We start from the raw sequence: 23,360 nt of genomic DNA, 5'->3' as shown, positions 1-23,360 counted from the left end.
ACTCCTGGTTTTATTTGTTATGCAACATAACAAAAATCAGATACTCTGCGCACCCCGGGGATTTCCCGTAACCCCATGGCGCGGCGCCCCCGACTGCATTAGTGTTGAGGCCCCCGGCATCAAGACCCCTGCCCCCCCCATGTCCCGAGCCGCATCCCAACGCCCCCGCCGCCCCGCCGCGCGCGGCGAGCAATTTGAGCCCCATGTCCCGGGTATCCAGTACGGCGCGCTGGACGGCCTGATCGGCTACGCCATCCGGCGTGCGCAGATCGTCATCTACGAAGACTTCCTGGCCGCCCTTGCGCCGTGGGACATCACGCCGCAACGCTTTTCCGCCCTGACGTTGATCGCGGCCAATGCCAACCTGAAGCTCACCGACCTGGCGCGCATCCTGGGCATCGCCCGCTCAGGCGCCGTGCAAATCGTGAACCACTTGCAAGGCTTGGGGTACGTAGAAAAGCTGGACGTCGAGCACGACAAGCGTGCCTATTCACTGACGATGACGGCGGCGGGCAGCAAGGTGCTGGCCGACATCACGCAGGCCGTCGAGGCACACGACGCCCGTATCAGCCATCAGCTGGACGCGGCGGAAAAGCGGCAACTGATCGGCTTGCTGGGAAAGCTGGGCGGATAGCGCTTCGGGTAATGCGAGTCACGTCGCGGTGATACGATCGTCCGACTCAATCTTGCCCTTCAGGTACCCATGCCCACCGCCATGCCTCGCACGGAAAGCTTCGTCGCCACCCAGGCAGCGCTTGAACGCCGCCTGCCCCTGGAAAAAGTCCACAACGCGCGCGACCTAGGCGGGCTGACCGGCATTGATGGGCGGCGCTTGCGCACGGGCAAGCTCTTTCGCAGCGGCAACCCGGGCCGGGCCAGCGCCGCCGATCTGGAACGGCTAGGCGCATTGGGATTGGAAGCGGTCATCGACTTTCGCGCCGATCCTGAAAAAGCCCAGGACGAAGCGCACTTCGGCAAACGCTTCCACTGGATTGCATCGCCGGTGCTGGACGGCAATATGGCCATGGCCGTGTTGTTGCCACGCTTGCGCGAGGCCACGCAAGCCTTCAGCACCACCATGATGATGGAGATTTATCGCGAGTTTCCCTCGCGCTACCAAGAGCCGTTCGGCGGCTTCCTGAAAACGGCGATGACCGGCAAGACGCTGCTGTTCCATTGCACCGCGGGCAAGGACCGCACCGGCTTCGCGTCGCTGCTGCTGTTGTCGGCCCTAGGCGTGGCGCATGACGAGATCGTGTCGAACTATCTGGAATCGAATCACTGCAACGCCCGGTTCTTTCAGGACATCCTCACCAAGTCCTCCGAGCGCGGCGTCACGGAAGACGTGATGATGCCTCTGCTGGAAGTGGCGCCCGCCTACCTGGATGCCTCGGTGCAAGCCATCAAGCAGGAATTTGGTGGCATGGACCGCTATCTGAAGGATGTGCTGAAGATAGACGTGGACGTCTTGCGGGACCACTATCTGGAGCGCTGACCGGTGCGGCCCAAGGCAGGGTCCATTGCGGGATCAATCGCCGGAACTGCGCCGCAAGCGGTCGGCAGATTCTTCGTTCAGGCGCTTCGCTTCCTCTTCCGCGTAGTCCTCTTCGCCCGGGTCGTATGACCCCTCGTGCATGCAACTGCTGCGGTACCACTGACACTCGCTACTCCGGGAATCTCCAAGTCCGACTAAAGAACACCCCGAACCCATTGCGAGAAGCGCCACTGCCGCCCCGCAACGGACCAATGATTGAATCGACATTTGCTCGCCTACGTTGACACTACAACGGTCTTTATACCAGCCGTTTGTCCCCATTTAGAGGCGTGCATTACATCCCCTAACTCAAACATCAGGATCGAAACCATGCTGAAAGACCGCGCTTTCCTGGCCTGGCTCGCCGTGTTTGCCGTGGTTGCGGGCACGCTCGTGGCCTTGCTATGGCCCAAGCATTCCGCAAGCCCGTCCATCGGTGGCGGCGGCTACGATCTTTCGGACTGGGTGTACACGCTGGCGCTTCTATCCTTCACGGGACTATGGTCGCTGATTACGCTGGCCATCGGCATGAGCCGTGGCAACGCGATGGCGGCGAAGCGCGCGTATGGGTTAGCGGCGGTGGGAGGGATAACGTTTGTGGTGGGGGTGCTGGCGTTTGGGGGCAATCTTCATTGAGCCAAACGCTGGGTTAAAAGCCAAAAGCAAAAAGCCCGCTGAAACTTTGCGTTTTCAGCGGGCTTGTCCTTAGCGAACTTTTTGCGAGGAATTCTTGGTGCGACGGCGAAACTCGAACTACATAGGTAAATTTCTCCACCTATCGGCGAAACCTACTCAAAAACATACTCAAATTTGGCTGACTGGGCCCTTCTTCGTTGCCAGAGCAACCCGCTACAGGGCTGCCTGCTTCGAGACAACGCCGCGCTCTAGTTGCCAACTGCCAAAGTTATTTTGTTGTTGATCCGACACGGCAGCCACCCCTAAGCTGGTTTTAGCACGCCGGAGTTTAGCCCTCGGCGCGCCCCTCAACCAGCGCCGCAACGCTGCCAGAAAGACGACTGCCTCAACGGCAATCTGCACTTTCCGCCTCTCCCCGTTTGTCCATTGAGTGCCCCTGATGTCCCTGGGCGGCTTCGTTGCGCGCACCTGAAACGAAGGAATGTGTCATGCCCAGCATACCCAGCACCGTAACCTCGACCGCAGAGGGCTTCCAGCCCGCCTTCGCTCGCGTCGCCCAGAACAACGACTTCGATTGTGCCTTCGCATGCATCGCCAGCATCACAGGGAAACCGCTTGCAGAGGTCCGCGACCTCGCTGTGAGGCAGTTCAAGCATCCCGAGCATGGTCCCTACTGGATCACCGAAGACCTGATTGCCGGACTTCTGGCGCACTACGGCTGGGTTGCCACTGTCTACAAAGAAGTGAGCAAGTTGGCGGATGTCCCGGATCTGGCCATCCTGATGGTGAACTACGACCCCGACAAGGAAATCGGCCGCCACGTGCTATTCCACCGAGCGTCGGCGAGCCACACTCCAAAGACCACCATTGCCTACGTGATTGACCCTGCATACTGGATCGAGACGCCCGAGCATGTCCGAACTGACCTTAAGCCGCTTGGTGCGGCCTGGTACATCGGCGTGCATCCCATGGCCACGAAAAGCGCCGCCGGCAAGTAGAACTATGGGGTGACCAGTTCCGCCATCGTGACACCGAGTGCGGCTGCGATGCGTTCGATGTTGGCGATCGATAGATTGCGTTCCCCGCGCTCCACAGAAGACACGTAGTTCGGATGCAGGCCCGCCCTTTCAGCCACCTGCTCCTGAGTTAGCTGCTTTTCTTTGCGAATGCGGCGCATGTTCGCGGCGAACAACACCTGCGCATCACACTTTTGCGTTGGGTTAGACATGCCGCAGTTTTTCTTATCCCTTACCTCCCATCCACACACTTTGAGTTTGGTTTTGGTACATTTAGCCCTGCAACCAAACCCAAAGTGTGATTTTTAAGAATTTTTAGCCCCTTGATATGCCGACCCAACTAAAAGCCTTTAGCAGACACCCCATCCACAAAGCGACGCTAGCCTTCGTAGGCATTGTTGCGGCTCTTCTCACGACAGGCTGCGGAGCAGCGGCGCCAGGCAATGCGGAAGCCAAAAACTATCTTGAAGGCCGATTCTCTGGCTGGCCTCTGTGGACTATTTCAAACGCGAGGAAGATCGACAGCGTCCGCCGAGGCGACAAGTTCCGACTCGACTACGAAGCGACATTGACGCTCCGCGACGATTTCGCCCGCACCACCTACGCAGGTGTGCGTGCATTCGTCGATGACCCTCGCAACAAACCCTGCATGGGCGAAATGGGCAATGTCGTCGCTGGTATGGCGGGCGCAGTGAACGCGCAAACGCGACAGACCGTCCTGCGAGGTGCGGTGCTGCTAATCCAGTCCGAACAAGGCTGGCGACTTCTAGGACGCCCTCAAGAAGAATTCGTCATGCCAGGCCGCTAGCAATCCGCCCATTCTGTGTTTCATCCCAACTCTCTAAGGAACTCATGATGCGTTCGTACGCGTTGGCACTACTTCTAGCTCTGTCTAGCCCACCTGCCCTTGCAGGAGTCACGGGCAAATACATCAAGCAAGGCGGCGAGCTAATCGTCAAAGAATCCCCGCAAGGCGTCCAGTTCGCCTTTAACACCAATGTGGGTACCCATGCATGCAGCCTGGGAGAAGACGAGCCGTTATTTGCTCGCCCTATTGACGGCACCCGAGCGGCCTGGACGTCGGAAGACCCGGCGGACCAGTGCGTCGTGCTGTTGAACTTCTCCAATCGCGCCGTTCAAGTGACCACAAAGGGATGCGACAGCTACTGCGGCATGAACGCTGCCGGTTCTATGGCTGGCAAGTACGGCCAGAAGTAACCCTCTCGACTAGCAGCATCCTCCGCAGGACCCAAGGCCACACACCTTGGCTCTTTTGCATTTCTGATGCCCAACGCCTTCTTGCCAATCAAAAGCGAAATCCCATGCAAGCATCTCACTGTGACACTTCCTCAGCTGCGCAGCGCCGCGGTCTACCCATTCCACTTAGTGAAGTCGTGGCAACTCCAGGCGCATTGAACCTATTGCAGCGCGCGAACCTGAACCCATTCCAGATGTTGTTACGCCACCGGTCTGGCGATTGGGGCGATGTACAACCGGAGGACGCCTTGGCCAACGAGGCAGCGGCTATACATGGCAACCCCGTCATATCCTCGTGTGAAGTAGCGGGCGAGCGGCTATGGGTCATTACCGAGGCTGACAGGTCCGCTACGACGCTCCTGCTGCCAAAGGAATTTGAACATGGGCTCGAACCGAAATCAGCCACCCATAGAGCCCTATTGCGTGACCCTTGCGCGATGCTCTGCTTGTTGCCAAAAACTGCAGATCCTCGTGTCGACTTCGCAGAGGCAGATCCTGAACTCCTGCTGGCATTGGCCTCACAACTAGACCTCAAGCTCGATTGCCTGCATCAAGGCATCGCGGGGCTTGGCTCGCTTCTCGCCAGTGTCCCGCTGGACCATGTAGGTAATGCCGCCGCGCCACGACAGTCCATTGCAAGTGCTGGTTCGCTACTTGCCGATTTAGGGCAGGTACTCCTGTATATCCGCGAGCTCCCTATCGCTTGTCGATCCCATCTGGCTGATTACTACCCTTGACCTGGCTCCCGTTCGCCCAGCTTCCCGACGTCAATAGGGCACGTTCCAAGAGGACTTCATTCCGACCATGAAAAACACCAGCAGAAATGCCGCCATGGCATCAAAGACTAATGCCTCCAAGCCCTCTCGAAGCGTTCCCGAGAGTACTGCCGTGTCAATGACGGCAGAGCGTTACATTGATGCAGCCCGATCAGCCGTCACGAAGAAAGCATATGCGACCGATCTCGCTCACTTTTTGGCGAACGGTGGAAAGCTGCCGGCGACGCCACAACAGCTGTGCGCATATCTGGCCAAGCTCGCAGCAACTTTGGCCGTAGCGACCATAGAGCGCAGACTGATCGGCATCCACTGTGCCCATCAAGATCAAAACCTGAAGTCTCCTGCCGTCCACGTCAGCGTGCGACAGACCATGCAAGGTATTCGTAAAACCTTCGTAAGCACCCCTGTCAAGTAGACATCGGTTGATAGACGATCGGAGCAAGGGTTAGCCGGGGCATGAATTGCACCGGCGGGAGGCCACCCAGCGATTCATGCGGGCGGTACTGGTTGTAATCGACCAGCCATTGATCGGTAATCGCCTGGACCTGCTCAAGGTTGGCGAACAGGTGCGCGTCGAGCACCTCGGTTCGATAAGTTCGATTGAAGCGCTCAATGAAAGCGTTCTGGTTTGGCTTGCCCGGCTGGATATAGCGGATCGCGATGCCCTTTGCGCTAGCCCATTGGGTGAACGCCTCTGAGATCATCTCCGGACCGTTATCCAGGCGTATTGCGTCAGGCGGCCCATAGCAGTCGATCAAACGGCTCAATACCCGAATGAGGCGTGCAGACGGGATGGACACGCCTACCTCGATGGCCAAGCACTCCCGGTTCGCCTCGTCGATCACGTTCAGAGTGCGAAACCGCCGGCCGCAGTAGAGAGCGTCATGCATGAAGTCGAGCGCCCAACAACGATTAGGCTCTGTGGCCAGATCCAGCGGCTGTCGCGGTCGGTCGGGAAGCCGCTTTTTGCAGCGCCGAGGCAAATTCAGACCCATGTCGCAGTACACCCGATGAACGCGCTTTTTGTTCCAGCCGCGACCGTCGAGGCGCAGCCGGGTGAAACACTTCCAGAATCCCCAACGCCCATGCCGAGTCACAATGGCATTGAGAGCATCAATGACTTGGGAATCCCGCTCAGATGCCGGCATTGGCTTCTTGTAGTACGCCGCCCGCGATAGGCCGGCAATCTGACAAGCGCGCGTGATTGAGAGCTTGGCTTGCACCAGCTGTCCCACCACTTCGCGCCTGGCCGACGGCGTCAGGATTTTCGATTCAAGACATCCTTGATCGCTGCATTCTCCAGCGCCAAGTCGGCAAACATGCGTTTGAGCTTGGCGTTTTCAGCTTCCAGTTCGCGCAGCCTCTGCAACTCGGAAACTTGAACGCCGGAGAACTTGCTCTTCCAAAGGTAATACGTGGCGTTGCTGATGCCGTGTTTGCGGCACAGCTCGGCGACCGGCATGCCGGCTTCGCCTTCCTTCAGAACAGCAACGATCTGGCTCTCGGTAAATCTGCTTTTCTTCAAGGGAATCTCCAACTCAGGGAGGCTCCGAAATTCTACCGGGCGGTGTCTACCTGAAGGGGGAGCTTACGCCTTGGGCATTTCACAACGCCGTGTGCGGGCGATCATCAAAGATGATTTATTGGAGATGCTTGCCCTAGTCGACCAGCAGAAGCCAATGAAGGCGGCGAGAGATCGCGCCCTTTTACTTATTGGCTTCGCTGGAGCATTCCGACGTGCGGAACTGGTCGCCATTCAATGCGAACATATCTCGACAGTCAATGAAGGTATCGAGATCGAACTTCGACGCTCCAAGACAGACCAAGAAGGTGCGGGGCGAATGGTATTCATTCCTCGTGCCAAAGGCGCTAGATGCCCGGTTGAGGCCTTAGAACAATGGAAAGCCTTGGCGGGCATTGAGTCTGGCTATGTGTTCCGACGCGTCACTCGTCACGACACCATAGGCGAAAATGCCCTCACCGATCAATCAGTGGCGCTAATTGTCAAGGCTTCATATCGGCGTATTGGTTCCGATCCCCAATTCGTCTCGGGTCACAGCTTGCGAGCCGGATATGTCACCACCGCTGCGATGTCAGGACTACAACTTTTTCAGATTAAACAACAGACGGGGCACCGCTCAACGGCAACACTCGTTCAGTACATTAGACCTTTAGATAGGCGCGCGATTCCATCTTTGCTATAGGGAATCAAGTTCCTTCGCCTGTCGTAACCAATAACCGCGACCCGATTCAGAGACACACTAGTAATAGCAACTTAGCGGTCCATCCGAACGTCACGTATGGCAACCTCCAAGCGTTCGCCGCATGACTGCGGCAGGCGCTCCAGGCTTCGCGCCAACTTGTTTAAAAGCGCATCCCCGCGGAAGCTTCGAGCTATGCGATGCACGAATTTCTCTTCATGCGGGCATAGACATATTGTTAATGCAAGATCGGCAACGTCCCACTCTGAAGAATCAAACGCGTCGATCAACTCCCGCCGTGCCGCCTTGCATTTGTCCCAGTCAAAAAAAGACATGAATTTAAGCATATCAGGCACGTCGTCGCCGGCAGCGAGCTCTCGGTACACCACTGGAAATGTAGCCGGCATTATTGCGGAAACTGGCCATTCTCGGGAGCGGAATAAAAGGCGCACCATCCGGGCCGTAGCGGTTAGCAGGTCCGGGGATTGTAGCTGTGCAGCACTCCAAAATAGATTAGCGCAGGCCTGCGCGGAGTGCGCATCTAAATCCAGAGACCAACGTTTACCGAGGGCCTCCGAGAGCTCATCAAGTGAATTCACTATACGTGACCGCGCATCCGTGGATGTACTTTCAAACGCAAGTAAGTTACGACGAATTAACGACCCATCCAGTGAATTTCCGAGTCCCTGCGAAATTGCCCATCTTGGATTCAGTACTGGACCCACAAAATTTAGAAGGCTCCCGATTACCTCAATCTCATCGCCGGAAAAATGATCGACGAGACAACGCTCGAGTGCACCGAATGCGATATCAATATGGTCATCATCTTGAAGACAGCGGTCATCGAGCACCCGCCGTAGCACCGCCACATGCTGATCAAGAGGGAGATTTCCTTCGCGCAACAAGCGACAAAATACATCTCGCGCTGAAGAAGGAATACGAACCAAAAGGGTGTTGCGCAACATCTCCTCAGACAGCAGTGCCCGGAACTGTTGCTCATCCGCGGAGACGAGGAGGTCGACTAGTATTTTTTGCGACTCTGTTTCAGTCAAATCAGAATCGTTCAGCAGCCATTCAATGTCTTCCTTTCTAGGATCAAGCGAAGCCTGGATGAGCGCGATGCGGCGTGCATCATCTTGTACTCTCTTAAGTAAACCTCGCAATCCATTCGCTGCCTGGACAGCGCGGGCGCGCGCCGCAAGCGGTCTTAGGAAAGATGTAGCAGAAAGATCATTCGTTCCGATCAATTCATGAACAGTTTTCAAAAGCGTATCGGCATCCAACGATGCGATAAAATGACTGGCCAGCCCGACTTGAAAGTTTTCCACTAGATTTGGCAACAACGCATCACGGACGGCCACGAACATTTCAAGTGAGAGTCCGACCACATAAGCCAAAACCTCAGCCTGCATCTCTCGCGAAAACGCAATGGTACGCGCAAGTGCAGGCCCATCTATCAGAAGCTGTACGACTCTCTTTTGGGGAACGGCAGAAAAAACATCCCATGGCAACACCTTCCCCCTCATGGAGCAATATTCAGCGACTCCCATCGCGATTGGCGCGACTAAACTCGATAAAGCATCCACCGGATCATCCAAGGTCAACAGGTGCAATGCACCGGTTGGATCCTTTCGCGCTAGTAGTGCAGCAGCGGATTGCAGCGAGTGGAATTCTGTGGCGAAGGGGGTGGCATGTATTTTGCGGGCTATAGCTCCGATTAGAATCCAAGCGTCTTGAATAGGTAACTCATCGACTGCCCTGCGTGTTGCACTCGCTAATACACTTTGCACAGTAGTCATCGCCTGGGAAGACAACACGGACCGACTCTTAGCAATGTCGAGCAAACCCAATGCCGCGGCTGGAGAATGCTCCACCTTGGTCAGCAACTCGTCCCACAATAAAGAAATACGTAACAATGCGCCAGTAGCATCCTCAACCTGATTCGCACCATACAGATCGCTATCCTCGACTAGCCTCGGGACAGGAGCTCCGAACACTCGTTCCACAATGGAACTCGTCCAGCGGTGACGAGCCCCAACTCTCGCTTGACCGTCCACACGTCGGCCAGCCCACTCGGAGAACTTTTGTCGCGCGCTTCGAGGCGCAAACACCAGATTGAATTCTCGACCCTCTATGCGGCGGGGAGACAATGCCAAGGTGGATAGGGCAAACTGGCGACGCATCGAGGGCCAAAGTGCCGTAAGTAACCGTGTAGCGATGAGCTCCGGCTCCGGGGCGTCAAAAATCGCAACAGGACGTTGCTCCTCAAGAAACAAGGCTTCCAGCAGCTCAGAGGCGCTAAATAGTGGAGCAGGCGGCAACGGCATTTCCTGCGGTTCCGTAATACTCATTCGCAATGCCGCCGACGGAAGCTCACGCTTATCCAACAGCTTGATAAAGGGCGAGACACTCGGCGAATTGGCCCACGCTTCGGCCGGTATGAGCAAGCTTAGCGTGCGAACACATCCAGGACGGGACACGGTATCATCGGGCCATGTCCGTGCCAACACTGTCCACTTACCGCTTGGCAGCGGATAGGTTGCGAAATAGGGTGAAAAAGTGTCGCCCGATCGCAATGGACCGGCGACATCAGATAAGCGGTCGACAACAGCCTGATCCCCCTTTTCCAACGGCACTGTCGTCTCGATCAACTCGTGACCGTGGCGGTAACCATGCAATTGCGACTCGATCTTAATCACGTGATGTGCTCACAGCCCAACCACCCAAGCCACAGGCAGGGTAAGGTCAGATACCTTAGACCATTGACTGTTGCTCGGATTCTTCAATGCCACCCATCCATGGTCATGAATGGATCCATCGAGGAAGCGATGCCGATACTCCGCGTCATCTTGCAGGTCTCCCCCCACAACGCTGACTCCAAAAACTCTGACATCCAACCTTGTGTCCAAGAGCTTCCCAGCAATCAACGGAAACTCCTTAGCGAGATATTTTTCGGGCCCGGCATCGAAAGTTTCTTTATCAACTAAGTCCCACGCAGCCACGACAAGAGCAACTCGGGGCGGACTACCGTCGACGCGTGTCCGCAGCTTAAGCTCCAAAAAGCGGAATAGTTCGCACAGCATAACTTGAGTCGGAGTGCCAGAAGGCCCCTGCCTGCGGCGTTTTGCCATCAGCGCCGCGTGCGTGACCCAATTCATCGCGCCAACATTTTTCTTAGATCCAAAACGAACAAACAGGAGGGCGCCACTAGCATTCTCTAGTGTTTCCATCCAAGACGAATCCAGTTCGCCTGTGTCAACGGCAACCCGCCACAACTCGCCAGAAATATCTGGAATGACTATCGTAGCGCTACTGCTACCATTGGCCTCATGTACGACAACCTCGAAGTCACGACGAGCATCCGAATGCTCAGATCTCGGCGCAAAATTTCCCGCGCAGAGGTGTTCAGCGGTATCAATCACATAGTCCAGATTTGGCGCAACATCTTTAGCCACTAGCGCATTCTGTTGAGAATCGAGGGACAGCCAGAGGCGACCGATATAGTTGGTCTTCCCCGAATCTGGACCTCCTAGAACAATAATTGAGTTGCTATTCAAATCTCTCTCCGAAAATTCAGAAAGGACCGCTGACTATTAGTGGATTGACCATCAGGCCAAAACGGGAACGGGTCGGCCGAAGAATTTATACTTCTTTCGACAAGATTGACCATTCCATGCCCTGGCTTGATGCCCTCCGCATTGGTGATCTTCGAAAATGACGCGATTTCAATGATTTCCAACTGTTGTTCATGTTTTGCGAATTCACCACGAATACGGTCTACCGTCTCACGTGGGACTGCTCCGACATCTCGATGAGTTACGACCAGTAGGAGCCTGGGAACTCCTTCTGGCATACATGCTTTAAGCCGACCCGCCAACTGACCCAAGCGAACAGTTACCATTTGCCGTCTGCCCCTATCTATCAGAGTACGGCCGTCCACCACTAGCCAAATAACGTCAGCAGAACTCAAGAATTCCAATCTCTCCCACTTTGCCGATAGGAGCAAATCTGTAGTCCATTCGCCAGGCAGGTCCGGCAAAGCAAAATCAATGTGCTTCCCATCCAAATCCCTGCGCAGACGTAAATGAAGAAAGCCTGGGCTTCGCTCATCCGCGAGGTGCGTATGAACAGTCATCTGCTCTGGTGGAGCTCCACTATTCCACTGCCGGCTGCCGCGAGCGATATCCTCAAATGCCAGCAAGCTTTGGCTATCAGCATAAGACCAACCGGCCAATTTTGCGTTAGCAATCAACAAATAAAGACTTACCAAGGCTGCGGTTTTACCAGACTCCGGCTCCCCTAGAATTCCAACGACGGTCACATAGCGTCGACGCATAAGACTATTGACAGCCTCAGGACCGAGCGTGGTACTCGCGGGGAACGAGCGATACTCTCCTGGCGAGGGAAGTACAACATCGCCAGGATTTAGAGCATCCCACGCTTCCGGTGTCGACGTGGAGTTTGGAACCGCCATCATCGTAATACGATTAGGGCAGCTCTCCGGCGCATTATCGAGAACGCAAATCTCCGTCTCCGCAACAGTACAACCATCGTAGGAGCAGGTGATATTCACGAAACCACCGTACTTGAGTGGTAGAGTTTTACGATTGCAGCCTCCAGGAAGGTGCGCATAGCCCACTCCGAGGACGACCGTACGGTCGCGATGCCTTCGTTCCCTGAGATATCTGCACTCAATGAATGTAGAACCGGAAAGACCGTAGGCAACCGAGTCACAATATTGGCAGCACTATATGCCACAGCCAACGCTTCGCGATCAGAACCTATGGCCTTCAATAGCCCTTTATGATTAAGTTTCGGATCGGCATCTAAAGTACGGAGAACCATATCTCGATGAGCTTCTGCCGGCAGCGCTGTGAGATACGTAGCTCCTTCAATGGCGCACGCAAGCAGACGAACCGGTTCAGCAATTTTCTCAAGCGGCTTATTTAAAAGCCGGCTGCGCTGTAGTAGCACCCACCATAAAAAATTCAACTCCTCTCGGTCTAGAAGTGCATTTTGTTTGAGCGACGCAACTGCTGAACATGCAACGTCTTTGACAGCATCGATATCTTCGTACGTTTCATCCTCGTCAAATTCGTCCACGTCGTAGCGCTCGCGAGCTGCGTTGGCGGCGGAAATACAGCGATCGCGGCAGGCCGAAAGCAATTCGCCGCGCAAGGCTTCACGCCGGATTTCGACAAGTGGCGCCTGATAGGCGAGTGCCGACCACAATGCAGCGGCAAATAAATCTAACGGCGACGTCCCAGTACGATCCTCAAGGGCCGAAACCATATCCATCGCGACTAGCGCCGCGCAAACACCCACATCTAAAGGACGCTCCATGTAAACGTAAGCGGGTCCATTCACCTGGATCGCCGCTTCGACCTCCTGACCGAGGAGCACCGAGGGAGTACCGTCGCCGTGGAGACAACTGGCTATATCTGCCGCCTTATCAATAAGCTGGCCCGGTTGATCCAGAGATTTCCATGCTGTTAATAGAGTACTGATCGCTTGCTCACGCTCCCTGATTTCCTCATTGGAAACCGAGAGATTGGCGATTCGCATATGTGTTGCAAGTCTATTCATTGGCTCCTCCATGGCCCCGGGCCGAAATCGTTTGATCAATTCTCTGGTTTAGGTGTTCTAAGTAACCATCATCAATAAGTTGATCTAAGAATTCTCGTTCAACGCTATGCGTGATTGGTTCTTCAAGATCCTCGGGCACCGCACCAAATTCAATTAATATGCGGAGCCTATCCAATGCCGAGATATCTCTGAAGAACCGCAGCAATAGAAGTCGGTAACCATCCGGCTCTTGCGAAATCATGGCATCTATCACCTTTGAATCGCATGATTGTGCCGACGATGCGTCGTCCGATGTAACAGCCTCGACAGCCACAAGTGTATCCACGTCTTGGACGGAACCACGCACCAGTTCCGCACCAAGTTTGGCGGCCCTGCGGAAATTTGGCGATTGAAGTATATATCGAGGTTCTCGAGTACCAAGACGCACTTCATCAGGATCAAACCGAGTCAACTCGGCGTTCCAAGCTCTAGGAATGATGTCGACCCTTAGGGCATCATGAGTGACGTCCCAGTCGAAAACAAGCACGTTATAGGTATAAGTGTAGCGTTCGTCAGACTTGAAAGGGACGGTCGCCCCGGCGGCAAGCATCATAAAGTCGCAGCCACTTTCCACGGATTCCACCATTACCCTCGGATTATGTTCGTGTCCGGAGATAAAAATTCGGGCTCGGCTTCGGATATACCGTTTTGCATCACCAGCATCCTTGAACCAGCTCAATGGATGATGGATTAGCACTATATTTTCCTCGCCCGCAACCCTAGGAATATGGGCGAACTGTCGAGCACCAACAAACAGCTCGGGGCAGTCCTGCTTCTCAGTACCTGTACATAGCAGTGCAGAATTCATACGCACAAACCGAATCCGACGATGCGGCGCGAGTTCTACTGCTTTATCGGTAAACTTGCCATGACTATTAAGTGGGCAATTATATGCCTCGCTAAACCGTGCATAATTCTCAAACCGAGAAAACAACGCAGCTCGATCGACATCATTATTAAGAATATTCTCATATTCTGCCGCATCACCACTACGGAGTTTGGGTAAAAGACTCTCAACGCTGTGTGACATTTTTGCTCGGTCCAGATCATGATTTCCTGGCACCATTTGGATATCGTATCTCTGACACCCTACGGCCTCCGCCAATTGATCAAGCCATTCGCCCGCATCATGATACTGATCAGATTTTCCTGACTGAACGATATCACCTGTGACAAGAATGCCAGTCGCCACTTTGGAAGATAAGGATCTAACTACGCTGGAGGCATCCGATATCAGTTGCGCTTTTACATCAGTGTGCGTCTGTATCGCGTCGCCTTTTTCTTGGCCGAAGTGAATATCAGAAACGTGGACGAAAACTGCTGGCATATGAAGAGTCTCTTGCGGCCCAATCCGCTTTCCAAGAGTCTAACATTTCGACACACGAAGTTCTATACGACCGACGCTCGCATCCCTAGCACACCCCCGAACCCATAAATCGAGTGCGGAGAGGTTACGCCTTAGGCGCACTTTCCACTGCGGGGAGCCGCGGTTCCGTTGCATGACGCCGCCACCTCCGGAACACATCCCGCACAGACACAACAACCGCTGACTAACATCAGCAGCATCTCGTGCCGAATGATTGACCATAAAATAGTACGAAACGCACCACTCTTTAGTAAAGTTCATATTAAAAAACAACTACCAACAAGTGGAAAAAGAATATTTATAATTAGATTAATACCCACCCACAATAATACTGGCGGCCAAACACCAAGCAACGAAAACACACCATTATCGATAGTTTGAGCGACCATCATTTTTTGAGCAATGGGCGGGGTCTAGCGCCCAGGAAGACCCAAAAACCGCAAGGCCGCACTCGACATTTTATGGAGGTCTAAGCCAAGCCCATTCCTGTATAGTCGCCTCAACGCGTCATCAGTGAGTTCCACCAATAGACTTTCAAGCTCAGGGTAATTACTGCAACACTGGTAGGCGTGCAAATACCCGGCAGCTTTTGCGCTCACAGCGGGAACAATATTCTTCAGCGTAATACCTCGAGAAAGCAGTTCCCCAAGGGACGAGAACGCTCCCATTTCTTTGCGAATTTGCTCGATCTGTTTGGAAGAGAGCATCAAGGTATAGCTATCGCTATTCCTCACTGGTGCCAATGACAGCCCCAAAAATTCCGCAGCAGAGGAAGGAGCGTAGATCTCGGATTTCGAATCTTTTCCTATTGAAGGAATTTCGAGTCCGAATTTTCCCAACTCTGCATGGCAATAATCAAATATTTTTAAACACTCAGCTTCAGAGTCGGCGAAAAATATTAAGTCGTCAGCATACCTCACCGCCTGATATTGGCGTTTGACCAAGGTCTCATCAAATTCCCGCAGCAAGACATTCGAAAAAAAGGGGACAACGGCATTCCTTGCCTGACCCCGATACCAGAACGAATCCCTAGCTTACTTATACGGCGCTGGTGACTTCTCTCGGCTGCTCCGACCTCACAGGACACCGCAGACCTCAACAGCTGATGAAGACTGGATTCCCGGACGAGAGACTGAACTCTCCGAATCAATTCCTCTCTCGGAATTCTGTCAAAAAAAGCCGTGATATCCGTCTTGAACACCCACTTCTTCACATTCCGAATACGTACCGCGACTGCGGCAGCCTCCTGTACCGACCTATTAGGCAGGAAGCCATAGCTTATTCTGTTTTGTAGTTTGGGACTGTATTTGTCCGCGAGAAAATTGAGAATGGCCCTTTGGACCACCCTATCCCGCACGGTCGGAATACAAATCAGCCGATCTTTTCCGTTGCGCTTCTTCAGCAACACAGGACGCAGGTCGCTAAATTTGTAATGACCCAACGCAAGATCGTTGTGGAGCAAGCGAAGATGCACGTGGACATTTCGCTCGAAGTCGTTTATCGAGATTTCGTCACTACCGACCGTGTTACGGCTTGAGGGCTTTGCATTTTTATATAAATGCCGCCAAGCACCCAACAGTGAATCTCTAGAGAAAACTTTCTGGTATGCGTTTGCCATTCATCCAGGTACAACGCTGAGTTTGAATTCCCCGGGTCTCAGCGTGTTTGAAGGCCTAGCCGACAGCCCCAACGCCTCGCGCCTCGTGGGAGGTCACTGTTCCGTTGATGCCGCCGGTGACGCTCCCGCGATATCTCGCGGTAGCGCCATTTTGCCGCTTGGTCACGTGCAGCGCAACCGTTACTGATGAAACAGACTCGCTGCATGCAACATCGCTGCCACAAATAAGAATGCGTCCCATTAACTCTCCTTTTATACCAAAAGTGCCTTCGCAGATGGCGATAGCAGCCGCCAAAGTCCAGAAATATACGAAGGCGCGCGCTAGGAAAGGAAATCGGCCGCGACTCTCAGTCGTGTTTGCTTGATCGCCCGCGTCCCTGCCTTTGGCATGCCCTGCTCGCTTCTTATTCGCCCTCCCAATAGAACCCGGGGAAGAAGGCGACTCCAGGCAAGTCAAGCCGACAGCCCCAACGCCTCGCGCCTCGTGGGAGGTCACTGTTCCGTTGATGCCGCCGGTGACGCTCCCGCGATATCTCGCGGTAGCGCCATTTGGCCGCTTGGTCACGTGCAGCGCAACCGCAAAGATGCAATTGGCGCTCTAGCGCTGACGATTCTATCGCAGTGAAGGCTTTGATGCTCAGATGAACGCGCTAGACAGCGGGCGGCCAACAACACGATAGACCAGTTCCCTTGCTGCCGCCTCTCATCCGACTGCCCCCAGAACGCCAACGAAAGGGATCGACGGTCATCTTCGTCTAGGACTTAACTTTCGAACAACTATTGCTAAACATCCACTTGATCACAGATGGCATCGTTCGATTCCCGTCGCCGGCGAACCATACGCGCCCGCCCCAGCCGCGCGTCACGCGCGGTAAGCCATTCAGAAAGTGAATCCGGCGGAATTTTGCTGGGATACTCAGCGTCACGAGCATGCTGAAGCATAAGCAGCAAGGAACTACCTATTCTCCTACTAGTCTCCGTCGTTACCGTTAGATCCGCTGCCTTCCGCCCGAAGCGGGCCATTTTCTCAATCGCAATCTGGCCTGACAATGACCGTCGAAACGGGTCCAAGCCCAATGGCCTAGGCAAGGCAATGTCTACCCCACAACTCAACAATGTCTGGCGCGTTCGCGTTCCCTTCGAATCGGACAACGCCACCAACACATCCTCGCCAGACTCATAACGCTCCAGCAGCTGCTTGTTGTCCTGGGACAAGCCATCTTTGGCATTGTCGAAATCCTGGTACTCCCCGTCACCCAAATGAGCGAGCCGAAACTCCCCTAGGGCAAAACAGATAGCCTTGACCAATTGAAGGTGAGAAGCATCCTGCAGTCGCCTTGGCCGCTCTAGCCCACACCTTCGAAGCACAACCTCCCCAAGCAAAACCTCCACTCGCACTTGCCCTTCGATCGCGCCAAGAATGTCATCTCGCCGGATACGCAAGTCATGCGTAAGAAAGCCTCCTTGTTTTGATCCGCTGCCGCCCCCTCTCATCTGTTCGCCCTTGATGTACATGCGCAACGAACAGTCGCTCTTAGCGTGCGCCAGCACGGAAGTCGCGCCCCGCGAAGTCCATTGATCCACCTTACGAACGTGAATGTCATGACGGGAACTGACCGATTCCAAAGCAGCGAGATGTTCGATGGCTGCCCGCAAACGCTTATTCGCCGCCGACTGATTTTTGGTTTGCACGTGCCAAGTCAGCTCCAGCATCGTGATGATGGCGGAGCTGATGAACAATTCGCTTTCGGCTTTGGTGAAGCCTTGCTCGATCAATAGGAGGCGAATGAGCGTCGACAGAAGCTTCATTTCAAAGAGCACGCTGCTCAATCCACCATGGATGCAGTTCTGGCCGATTAGGGATGCGGCGACGGGTATGCGGAATTCAGCGTAAAGAATGCGCCCTTCTGGTCTGTATTCGACGGTAGGTCTAAGCTCGATCTGGGCGCCAGTGAGGGGGCTAGTCAAATAGGTCGTTGTCTGCTTTGTTCTCTTCCCATCAAACGTAGAAAACGTCACATGATCAAAGCATAGCGAATGGTGGCTTTGGACGACCCCAAGGCACCCTTTGAGGTGGATATAGTCGATCATCGTGTGCAAAAAACTGAGGGATTGGCATATGGGCCGTCGGCAACAGCAACTGCGTTACCGACGACCTCCGCGTTCTTCTGTTCGAGCGTCGAGTGTGACGATCAACTGGAGTCTTGCGCCGGCCTCTCGCCATCTGCACGCTGCTGAAAGCCTCCTCCCCGCCTCAGCTTCAAATGCTCAAGATGAGAGGATCCATCTCGTTCCGCAATCTTGCCTTCAACCCAATCTACGATCTCTTCCAGCACGAAACGTGTGGATCGGCCGAGCTTTATGGGCCGCGGGAACATGGGATCAGTCTTGATGCGACGATAGAACGAGGATCGGCTGTGGTGACCGCTAAGCTCCATAGCTCGCGGCACGCTTACAAGCGTCTTGTGGTGCATAAGTGCATCCTTGTGCACTCTCGGGATTGTGAGGTGCTTACCGGGATGGCGAAACAAGGCGGAGCGAGAGTTACCCACATCCTGTCTCAATAGCAGCCGCCCCAACGGCTTCGCATCACAAGCAAGCGTCTGATTTTTGACTGCAAGAGGTTTGAAGGGAAACCTCTCCTCCGGCGTTACACCGAAGCAGCAAGTCGAGCAGTCTTGACGAAGGAGTCTCTTCGTCTCGAACTGGAGCCTGACAGGCCTAGCGGACCTGTAGACAAGCGCACCTGGCAGGTGCTCGGGCTCATTGGCTGGACATTCAAACCAATTGATTTCCAAGCCTGAGAGACTTGGCACGCCCCGGTATGACCGGGCACATGTAGGGCTACGAGAAGCGTACCAGAGTTCACGAGCTACGCGCTGGGGTGGGATCCACCATTACGTGAAATCAGCTCAACTGGCGCACCTGAAAGTGGTGGCGATACACCGTTATAGCGGTGGCCCGCTTCGCGTGCCCGGCTGTCATGGACCATAGTGTTAAGGCTGCATCAGGACTCAAACACCTCACGTGGTCAAAGGTGACGGTCAGGTTCCACTTACTTGCGCTGCCTGTGCATCCAAATAGTCTGCCCATCGCTGCATTGCCTCGCGACGTTCGTCCACAAAGCCCGTTCGATCATAAGCTTTCTGGATTTGGTCCCTTTTGGCATGGGCAAGCTGCGCTTCCAGCACGTCGAAGTCGACCTTAAGTCGCTCGCGCGCAATGGTCCGAAGCATGGCGCGAAAGCCGTGAGGGCTGTGTTCGCCGGCGAACCCCATCAATCGCAACGCCCGGGAAAGCGCATCCCGATGCAAATGGGGATTTTTCAGCTTTCCTACTGCGGGGAAGACGAACACATCCCCACCAGAGAATCGCTGCATCTCCAGCAGCATCGCGACAGCCTGAGTTGGCAGACTAACGATGTGGGCATGCCCCGTCTTCATGCGTAGAGATCCGTCGGCGTTCCTGCCCGAGATATGCCATTCCGCCATATTCAGATTGATTTCCGACCACATTGCGCTCGCCACCACTCCCGGGCGCAAGGCAGTCCAGGCTGCGAGCAGCAACGCGTAACGAACCACCACGCTGCCTTCATAGGTTTGGATCGTCCTCATCAATCGGCCAACGTCTTGCTGACGGGTCACCGCCGGCACGTGCCCACCCGCATGACTCGGAAGAACACCCTTTAGCCTGAGCACCTGATCGTCCGAACGGACACCTTCGTGGATGCAATACTCAATAACGCCGTTTAGGTACTGCTGGGCTTTCTTGGCCAAGCTAGGAGTAGCAGCCGCAATGTCCCGCAGCGTGTCGGTCACATCAGGACTACGCAATGTGCGCATGTCTCGTCCGCCGATGGCCGGTTGAAGTAATTTCCGAACGACATATTGGGCCTTGCGATAGCTCTCAGGAGCCCAACTGGCCTTCCGGAATGATAGCCATGCCTCGGACAGCTGGGCGAACGAATAGCGTTTAGCTTCCTCGGCCGCCTGTTGAACACGCTCTTGCTCCGTGGTCAGCGCCTGAACGTGCATCTTTGCCTCAACTCGCGCCCCGACAATGGGTCCACCAGTCCTGCTAGCGAACTGGACCTCTTCCGTCTTAAGACGAGCTTCGGCGAGGCTCACAACTGGATATAAACCTAGGACTACGGTGCGCTGCTTTCCGTCGGGCAGCCGGTACCGCGCGAACCAAGATTTTCTGCCAGAAGGTAGTACGTCCAGATGCAAGCCTCCGCCGTCTGCAAGGGTATAGCGCTTGTCTTTCCGTTTTGCATTCCTGACCGCAAGGTCAGTCAGTCCTTTTGCCAAGCTAGGCATAAATAGGGCCCATTTTGAGTATGTGGCCAAAAACATACTCAAACCGCTACTCAAACGCAATGGATGCTAATGGACAAACTGAGACGGCAGGCAACAAAAAACCCGCATTCTCATAGAGAGAGATGCGGGCTCTTTACACACCCAGGGACAACCTGGGACAAATTCTTGGTGCCGACGGCGAGACTCGAACTCGCACAGCTTTCGCCACTACCCCCTCAAGATAGCGTGTCTACCAATTTCACCACGTCGGCTTTCACCAGTTTTCTAGGCTTTCCCGTAGGCAAGGCCAGAAAGTCGAGCATTCTAGCACGGAATTTGCTGACGCCGGAAGCCCGCCTGCAAGGCAAGGCGATCCGGCCCGCGCGAAAAAAAGCCGGCGTTTGCGCGCCGGCCTTTTTGAGCATGCCTGAATTTACTTGGCGGGCGTTTCCGCCGGCTTTTCCGTCGTGGCGGGAGCCGGTGCGGACGGCACCGAGGCGTCGGGCTTGGCCGGCGCGGCGGGAGCAGCAGGAGCAGCCGGAACCGATGCGGCGCCCGGAACCGAAGCACCACCGGTAGCCGGTGCGGCGGGAGCGGCGCCCGGCACTTGCGGCACGGAGCGGTCGGCCGGGAAGTTCTGCATCACGCCCGAATCAACGGCGGGGCCGCTGGTGCCCTTGTGGCTGACGTAGGCCAGGCCGGCGGTGGACGCGAAGAAGACCACGGCGGCCCACTTGGTGGCGCGCGACAGGAAGTTGGCGGCGCCAGTGGCACCGAACAGGCTGCCGGACGAGCCGCTACCGAAAGCGGACCCCATGTCGGCGCCCTTGCCCTGCTGCAGCAGGACCAGAACGATGATAGCCAGCGCCGATATCACTTGGACGGCCAGCAAAAGTTTAAGCATCAAGGGCATTACAGACTCCGGAACGGAAACTTAGATGGCGGCAATACGCAAAAATTCTTCAGCCACTAGCGACGCGCCGCCGACCAGGGCCCCGTCGATATCAGTCATGGCGAACAAACTGGCGGCGTTGGCAGCTTTTACGCTGCCGCCGTACAAAACCTGTACTTGCGCGGCGCCCAGCGCGCGCAAGGCGGCGCGGATGGCGCCGTGGACTTCCTGTGCCTGCTCGGGGCTGGCGGTGCGGCCGGTGCCGATGGCCCAGACGGGCTCGTAGGCCAGGACCATGCGCGACACGGCATCGGTGCCCAGCGCCAACACAGGCTTCAACTGGCGTTCGATGACGGCCAGCGTATTGCCGGCTTCGCGGTCAGCGAGCGATTCGCCCACGCAGACCACCGGGGTCAGGCCAGCGGCCAGCGCGGCTTGCGCCTTGGCGGCGACGATTTCGTCGGTTTCACCGTGCAGCACGCGGCGCTCGGAGTGGCCAGCCAATGCCCAGCGGCAACCAAATTCTTTCAGCATGGCGCCGGACACTTCACCCGTGTAGGCGCCCTTTTCGTGCGCGCTGACGTCTTGCGCGCCCCAGGACACGCTGCTTCCAGTCAGGGCCGAGCCGGCTTGCGCCAGATAGGGAAACGGAACACAGATGCCGATCTCGCAGTGGCTCGCGGCGTCCGCGGCGCGCAGCTCGGTCAGCAACGCGGCGTTCTCGGCCAGGTTGCCGTGCATCTTCCAGTTGCCCAGCACAAGGCGGGCGCGGTTTTCGACTGAAGTCATGGCAGGGTGTCAGAGTGGGTGAGCCCCGGGGGGATGATGCAACCGCGCACGGGACTGCCTGGAAAAAATTCCAGGCGAAACCCGAGATTGTATCCTGTTGCGCGGCGATACGCCGAACGCCGCGCGATTCTTACATCGTCAGGATGATTTTGCCGATGTTTTCACCGCCTTCCATCATGGCGTGGGCCTTGGAGGCTTCGGCCAGCGGGAAGGTAGCGTGCACGATCGGCTTGATGGCCCCTTTTTCCAGCAAGGGCCAGGCCTGCTCGCGCAAGGCGCGGGCGATGGCGCCCTTGAAGGCGACCGGACGGGGACGCAAGGTGGACCCCGTGATCGTCAGGCGACGGCGCATGACCTGCGAAGTGTCCACGTCGGCGCGCGATCCGCCCAACTGCGCAATGATGACGATACGGCCGTCGTCGGCCAGGCACTGCATGTCGCGCGCGATGTAATCGCCGGCCACCATGTCCAGGATGACGTCCACACCGCTACCGTCGGTCGCGTCCATGACTTCCTTCACGAAGTCGTGAGTCTTGTAGTTGATGCCCTTTTCGGCGCCCAGCGCTTCGACGGCGCGGGCCCGGTCATCGCTGCCGACCGTGGCATAGACTTTATTGCCCATCGCGCGCGCCAACTGGATCGCCGTGGTGCCGATGCCGCTTGCGCCGCCATGCACCAGCAGGATCTCGCCTTCGGACAGGCGGCCGCGATCGAACACGTTGCTCCAGACCGTGAAATAGGTTTCGGGCAAACCGGCGGCTTCGATGTCGGACAGGCCTTTGGGGATGGGCAGGCATTGCGCGGCCGGCGCAACGCAGTATTCGGCGTAACCGCCGCCCGCGACCAGGGCGCAGACCTTGTCGCCGATGGCAAAGCCGCTGTCGGCCACGTCACCGCCGACGATTTCGCCAGCCACTTCCAGGCCCGGCAGATCGGACACGCCGCGCGGCGGTGCGTAGTTGCCCTTGCGCTGGAACACGTCGGGGCGGTTGATGCCCGCGGCGCTGACTTTGATCAGGACTTCACCCGCGCCGGGCTCGGGCGTGGGACGTTCTACGGGGACCAGAACGTCGGGGCCGCCGGGGCGGGAGATTTCTACAGCATGCATCGCGTGCCTCCTTTGCAGCAAATAGATTATTATTGCGCCCTTTACGGCATCTCGCGTTTTGGTTTTGGCAGAATGTTTGCCTGACGGCCGAATCGCCCAACAGCCGTAACGCCGCAGCCTGACCCGCGGCACAGCATCACCCGGAAGCGTGGCAGAGTGGTCGATTGCACCGGTCTTGAAAACCGGCAACGGGCAACCGTTCGTGAGTTCGAATCTCACCGCTTCCGCCAGACCCTCGATGGCA

Annotated in this window: 22 protein-coding genes, 2 tRNA genes and 1 pseudogene; 10 read left to right on the top strand and 15 right to left on the bottom strand. The window is 55.9% G+C overall.

Annotated elements, in window-relative coordinates; all coding sequences use genetic code 11:
• Positions 1-139: 139 nt before the first annotated feature.
• The 4 genes from P8T11_RS26035 (at position 140) to P8T11_RS26015 (ending at position 3,168) form a co-directional block, all read left to right on the top strand.
• Positions 140-634: a MarR family winged helix-turn-helix transcriptional regulator gene (locus P8T11_RS26035; protein ID WP_268079370.1), complete on the top strand. Its 495-nt coding sequence runs from the start codon at positions 140-142 to the stop codon at positions 632-634.
• An 81-nt stretch (positions 635-715) separates the two neighbouring features.
• A complete protein-coding gene (locus P8T11_RS26030; RefSeq protein WP_268079371.1) occupies positions 716-1,495 on the top strand; it encodes a tyrosine-protein phosphatase in 780 nt (259 codons plus the stop codon).
• Between the two features lie 369 nt (positions 1,496-1,864).
• Entirely contained in the window at positions 1,865-2,170 is a 306-nt protein-coding gene (locus tag P8T11_RS26020; RefSeq protein WP_268079373.1) for a hypothetical protein, read from the top strand.
• A 488-nt stretch (positions 2,171-2,658) separates the two neighbouring features.
• Positions 2,659-3,168 (top strand): hypothetical protein, encoded by a 510-nt coding sequence (locus P8T11_RS26015; protein ID WP_268079374.1) that lies wholly within the window; start codon positions 2,659-2,661, stop codon positions 3,166-3,168.
• 2 nt (positions 3,169-3,170) lie between these two features.
• Here P8T11_RS26015 and P8T11_RS26010 read toward each other — a convergent pair whose 3' ends face one another.
• A complete protein-coding gene (locus P8T11_RS26010) occupies positions 3,171-3,398 on the bottom strand; it encodes a helix-turn-helix domain-containing protein (protein ID WP_054480506.1) in 228 nt (75 codons plus the stop codon).
• A 116-nt stretch (positions 3,399-3,514) separates the two neighbouring features.
• Here P8T11_RS26010 and P8T11_RS26005 point away from each other — a divergent pair, with 116 nt between their 5' ends.
• From P8T11_RS26005 to P8T11_RS25990, 4 genes are all read left to right on the top strand, one after another.
• The gene (locus tag P8T11_RS26005) at positions 3,515-3,994 is read left to right on the top strand and encodes a hypothetical protein (RefSeq protein ID WP_268079375.1); all 480 of its coding nucleotides are present in this window, start codon (positions 3,515-3,517) and stop codon (positions 3,992-3,994) included.
• A gap of 44 nt (positions 3,995-4,038) precedes the next feature.
• Complete coding sequence (locus P8T11_RS26000) at positions 4,039-4,404, top strand: hypothetical protein (RefSeq protein WP_268079376.1); 366 nt, start codon at positions 4,039-4,041, stop codon at positions 4,402-4,404.
• Positions 4,405-4,508: 104 nt separating this feature from the next.
• Positions 4,509-5,180 carry a hypothetical protein gene (locus tag P8T11_RS25995; RefSeq protein WP_268079377.1) on the top strand — a complete coding sequence of 224 codons (672 nt, stop codon included), beginning with the start codon at positions 4,509-4,511 and terminating at the stop codon, positions 5,178-5,180.
• Between the two features lie 67 nt (positions 5,181-5,247).
• On the top strand, positions 5,248-5,634 hold the full coding sequence (locus tag P8T11_RS25990) for a hypothetical protein (RefSeq protein ID WP_268079378.1): 387 nt from the start codon (positions 5,248-5,250) through the stop codon (positions 5,632-5,634).
• On the opposite strand, the gene P8T11_RS25985 is transcribed toward P8T11_RS25990, so the two are convergent.
• Positions 5,627-6,744, bottom strand: a protein-coding gene (locus P8T11_RS25985) for an IS3 family transposase (protein WP_418910268.1) whose coding sequence is annotated in 2 segments (ribosomal slippage) — positions 5,627-6,495 and positions 6,495-6,744 — 1,119 coding nt in all. Because the reading frame shifts where the segments join, the coding sequence is not laid out codon by codon here. The genes P8T11_RS25990 and P8T11_RS25985 overlap by 8 nt on opposite strands.
• Positions 6,745-6,814: 70 nt before the next feature.
• On the opposite strand from P8T11_RS25985, the gene P8T11_RS25980 reads away from it, so the two are divergent.
• Entirely contained in the window at positions 6,815-7,423 is a 609-nt protein-coding gene (locus P8T11_RS25980) for a site-specific integrase (protein ID WP_268079380.1), read from the top strand.
• Between the two features lie 71 nt (positions 7,424-7,494).
• On the opposite strand, the gene P8T11_RS25975 is transcribed toward P8T11_RS25980, so the two are convergent.
• The 13 genes and pseudogenes from P8T11_RS25975 to P8T11_RS25920 all read right to left on the bottom strand — a co-directional run bounded on the left by P8T11_RS25975 (position 7,495) and on the right by P8T11_RS25920 (position 23,116).
• Positions 7,495-10,119 (bottom strand): hypothetical protein, encoded by a 2,625-nt coding sequence (locus P8T11_RS25975; RefSeq protein ID WP_268079381.1) that lies wholly within the window; start codon positions 10,117-10,119, stop codon positions 7,495-7,497.
• A gap of 9 nt (positions 10,120-10,128) precedes the next feature.
• Positions 10,129-10,977: a hypothetical protein gene (locus P8T11_RS25970; RefSeq protein WP_268079382.1), complete on the bottom strand. Its 849-nt coding sequence runs from the start codon at positions 10,975-10,977 to the stop codon at positions 10,129-10,131.
• Positions 10,974-11,993, bottom strand: a complete 1,020-nt coding sequence (locus P8T11_RS25965; RefSeq protein ID WP_268079383.1) for a TRAFAC clade GTPase domain-containing protein — start codon at positions 11,991-11,993, stop codon at positions 10,974-10,976. The genes P8T11_RS25970 and P8T11_RS25965 overlap by 4 nt, the downstream gene beginning before the upstream one ends.
• Positions 11,990-13,006 (bottom strand): GTPase-associated system all-helical protein GASH, encoded by a 1,017-nt coding sequence (locus P8T11_RS25960; protein ID WP_268079384.1) that lies wholly within the window; start codon positions 13,004-13,006, stop codon positions 11,990-11,992. Before P8T11_RS25960 ends, P8T11_RS25965 begins: the two co-directional genes overlap by 4 nt.
• The gene (locus P8T11_RS25955; RefSeq protein ID WP_268079385.1) at positions 12,999-14,372 is read right to left on the bottom strand and encodes a metallophosphoesterase; all 1,374 of its coding nucleotides are present in this window, start codon (positions 14,370-14,372) and stop codon (positions 12,999-13,001) included. The genes P8T11_RS25960 and P8T11_RS25955 overlap by 8 nt, the downstream gene beginning before the upstream one ends.
• Positions 14,373-14,824: 452 nt before the next feature.
• Positions 14,825-16,029, bottom strand: a pseudogene (locus tag P8T11_RS29150) (reverse transcriptase domain-containing protein).
• Positions 16,030-16,812: 783 nt separating this feature from the next.
• Positions 16,813-18,120 (bottom strand): hypothetical protein, encoded by a 1,308-nt coding sequence (locus P8T11_RS25945; RefSeq protein WP_268079387.1) that lies wholly within the window; start codon positions 18,118-18,120, stop codon positions 16,813-16,815.
• Between the two features lie 101 nt (positions 18,121-18,221).
• Positions 18,222-18,467: a helix-turn-helix transcriptional regulator gene (locus P8T11_RS29275; RefSeq protein ID WP_431521708.1), complete on the bottom strand. Its 246-nt coding sequence runs from the start codon at positions 18,465-18,467 to the stop codon at positions 18,222-18,224.
• A 606-nt stretch (positions 18,468-19,073) separates the two neighbouring features.
• Positions 19,074-20,348 carry a tyrosine-type recombinase/integrase gene (locus tag P8T11_RS25940; RefSeq protein WP_268079388.1) on the bottom strand — a complete coding sequence of 425 codons (1,275 nt, stop codon included), beginning with the start codon at positions 20,346-20,348 and terminating at the stop codon, positions 19,074-19,076.
• A 166-nt stretch (positions 20,349-20,514) separates the two neighbouring features.
• A tRNA-Leu gene (locus P8T11_RS25935) sits at positions 20,515-20,599 on the bottom strand.
• 161 nt (positions 20,600-20,760) lie between these two features.
• Positions 20,761-21,240, bottom strand: a complete 480-nt coding sequence (gene secG, locus P8T11_RS25930) for a preprotein translocase subunit SecG (RefSeq protein WP_100857442.1) — start codon at positions 21,238-21,240, stop codon at positions 20,761-20,763.
• Between the two features lie 21 nt (positions 21,241-21,261).
• The gene (tpiA, locus tag P8T11_RS25925; RefSeq protein WP_268079389.1) at positions 21,262-22,008 is read right to left on the bottom strand and encodes a triose-phosphate isomerase; all 747 of its coding nucleotides are present in this window, start codon (positions 22,006-22,008) and stop codon (positions 21,262-21,264) included.
• Between the two features lie 130 nt (positions 22,009-22,138).
• On the bottom strand, positions 22,139-23,116 hold the full coding sequence (locus tag P8T11_RS25920) for an NAD(P)H-quinone oxidoreductase (protein WP_268079390.1): 978 nt from the start codon (positions 23,114-23,116) through the stop codon (positions 22,139-22,141).
• A gap of 142 nt (positions 23,117-23,258) precedes the next feature.
• Between P8T11_RS25920 and P8T11_RS25915 the strand changes: the two genes are divergently transcribed.
• Positions 23,259-23,346: transfer RNA gene (locus P8T11_RS25915), tRNA-Ser, on the top strand.
• Positions 23,347-23,360 lie beyond the last annotated feature (14 nt).

Source organism: Achromobacter spanius, assembly GCF_029637605.1.
Lineage (GTDB): Bacteria > Pseudomonadota > Gammaproteobacteria > Burkholderiales > Burkholderiaceae_B > Achromobacter > Achromobacter spanius_E.
This window is presented reverse-complemented; position numbering and strand designations above follow the sequence as displayed.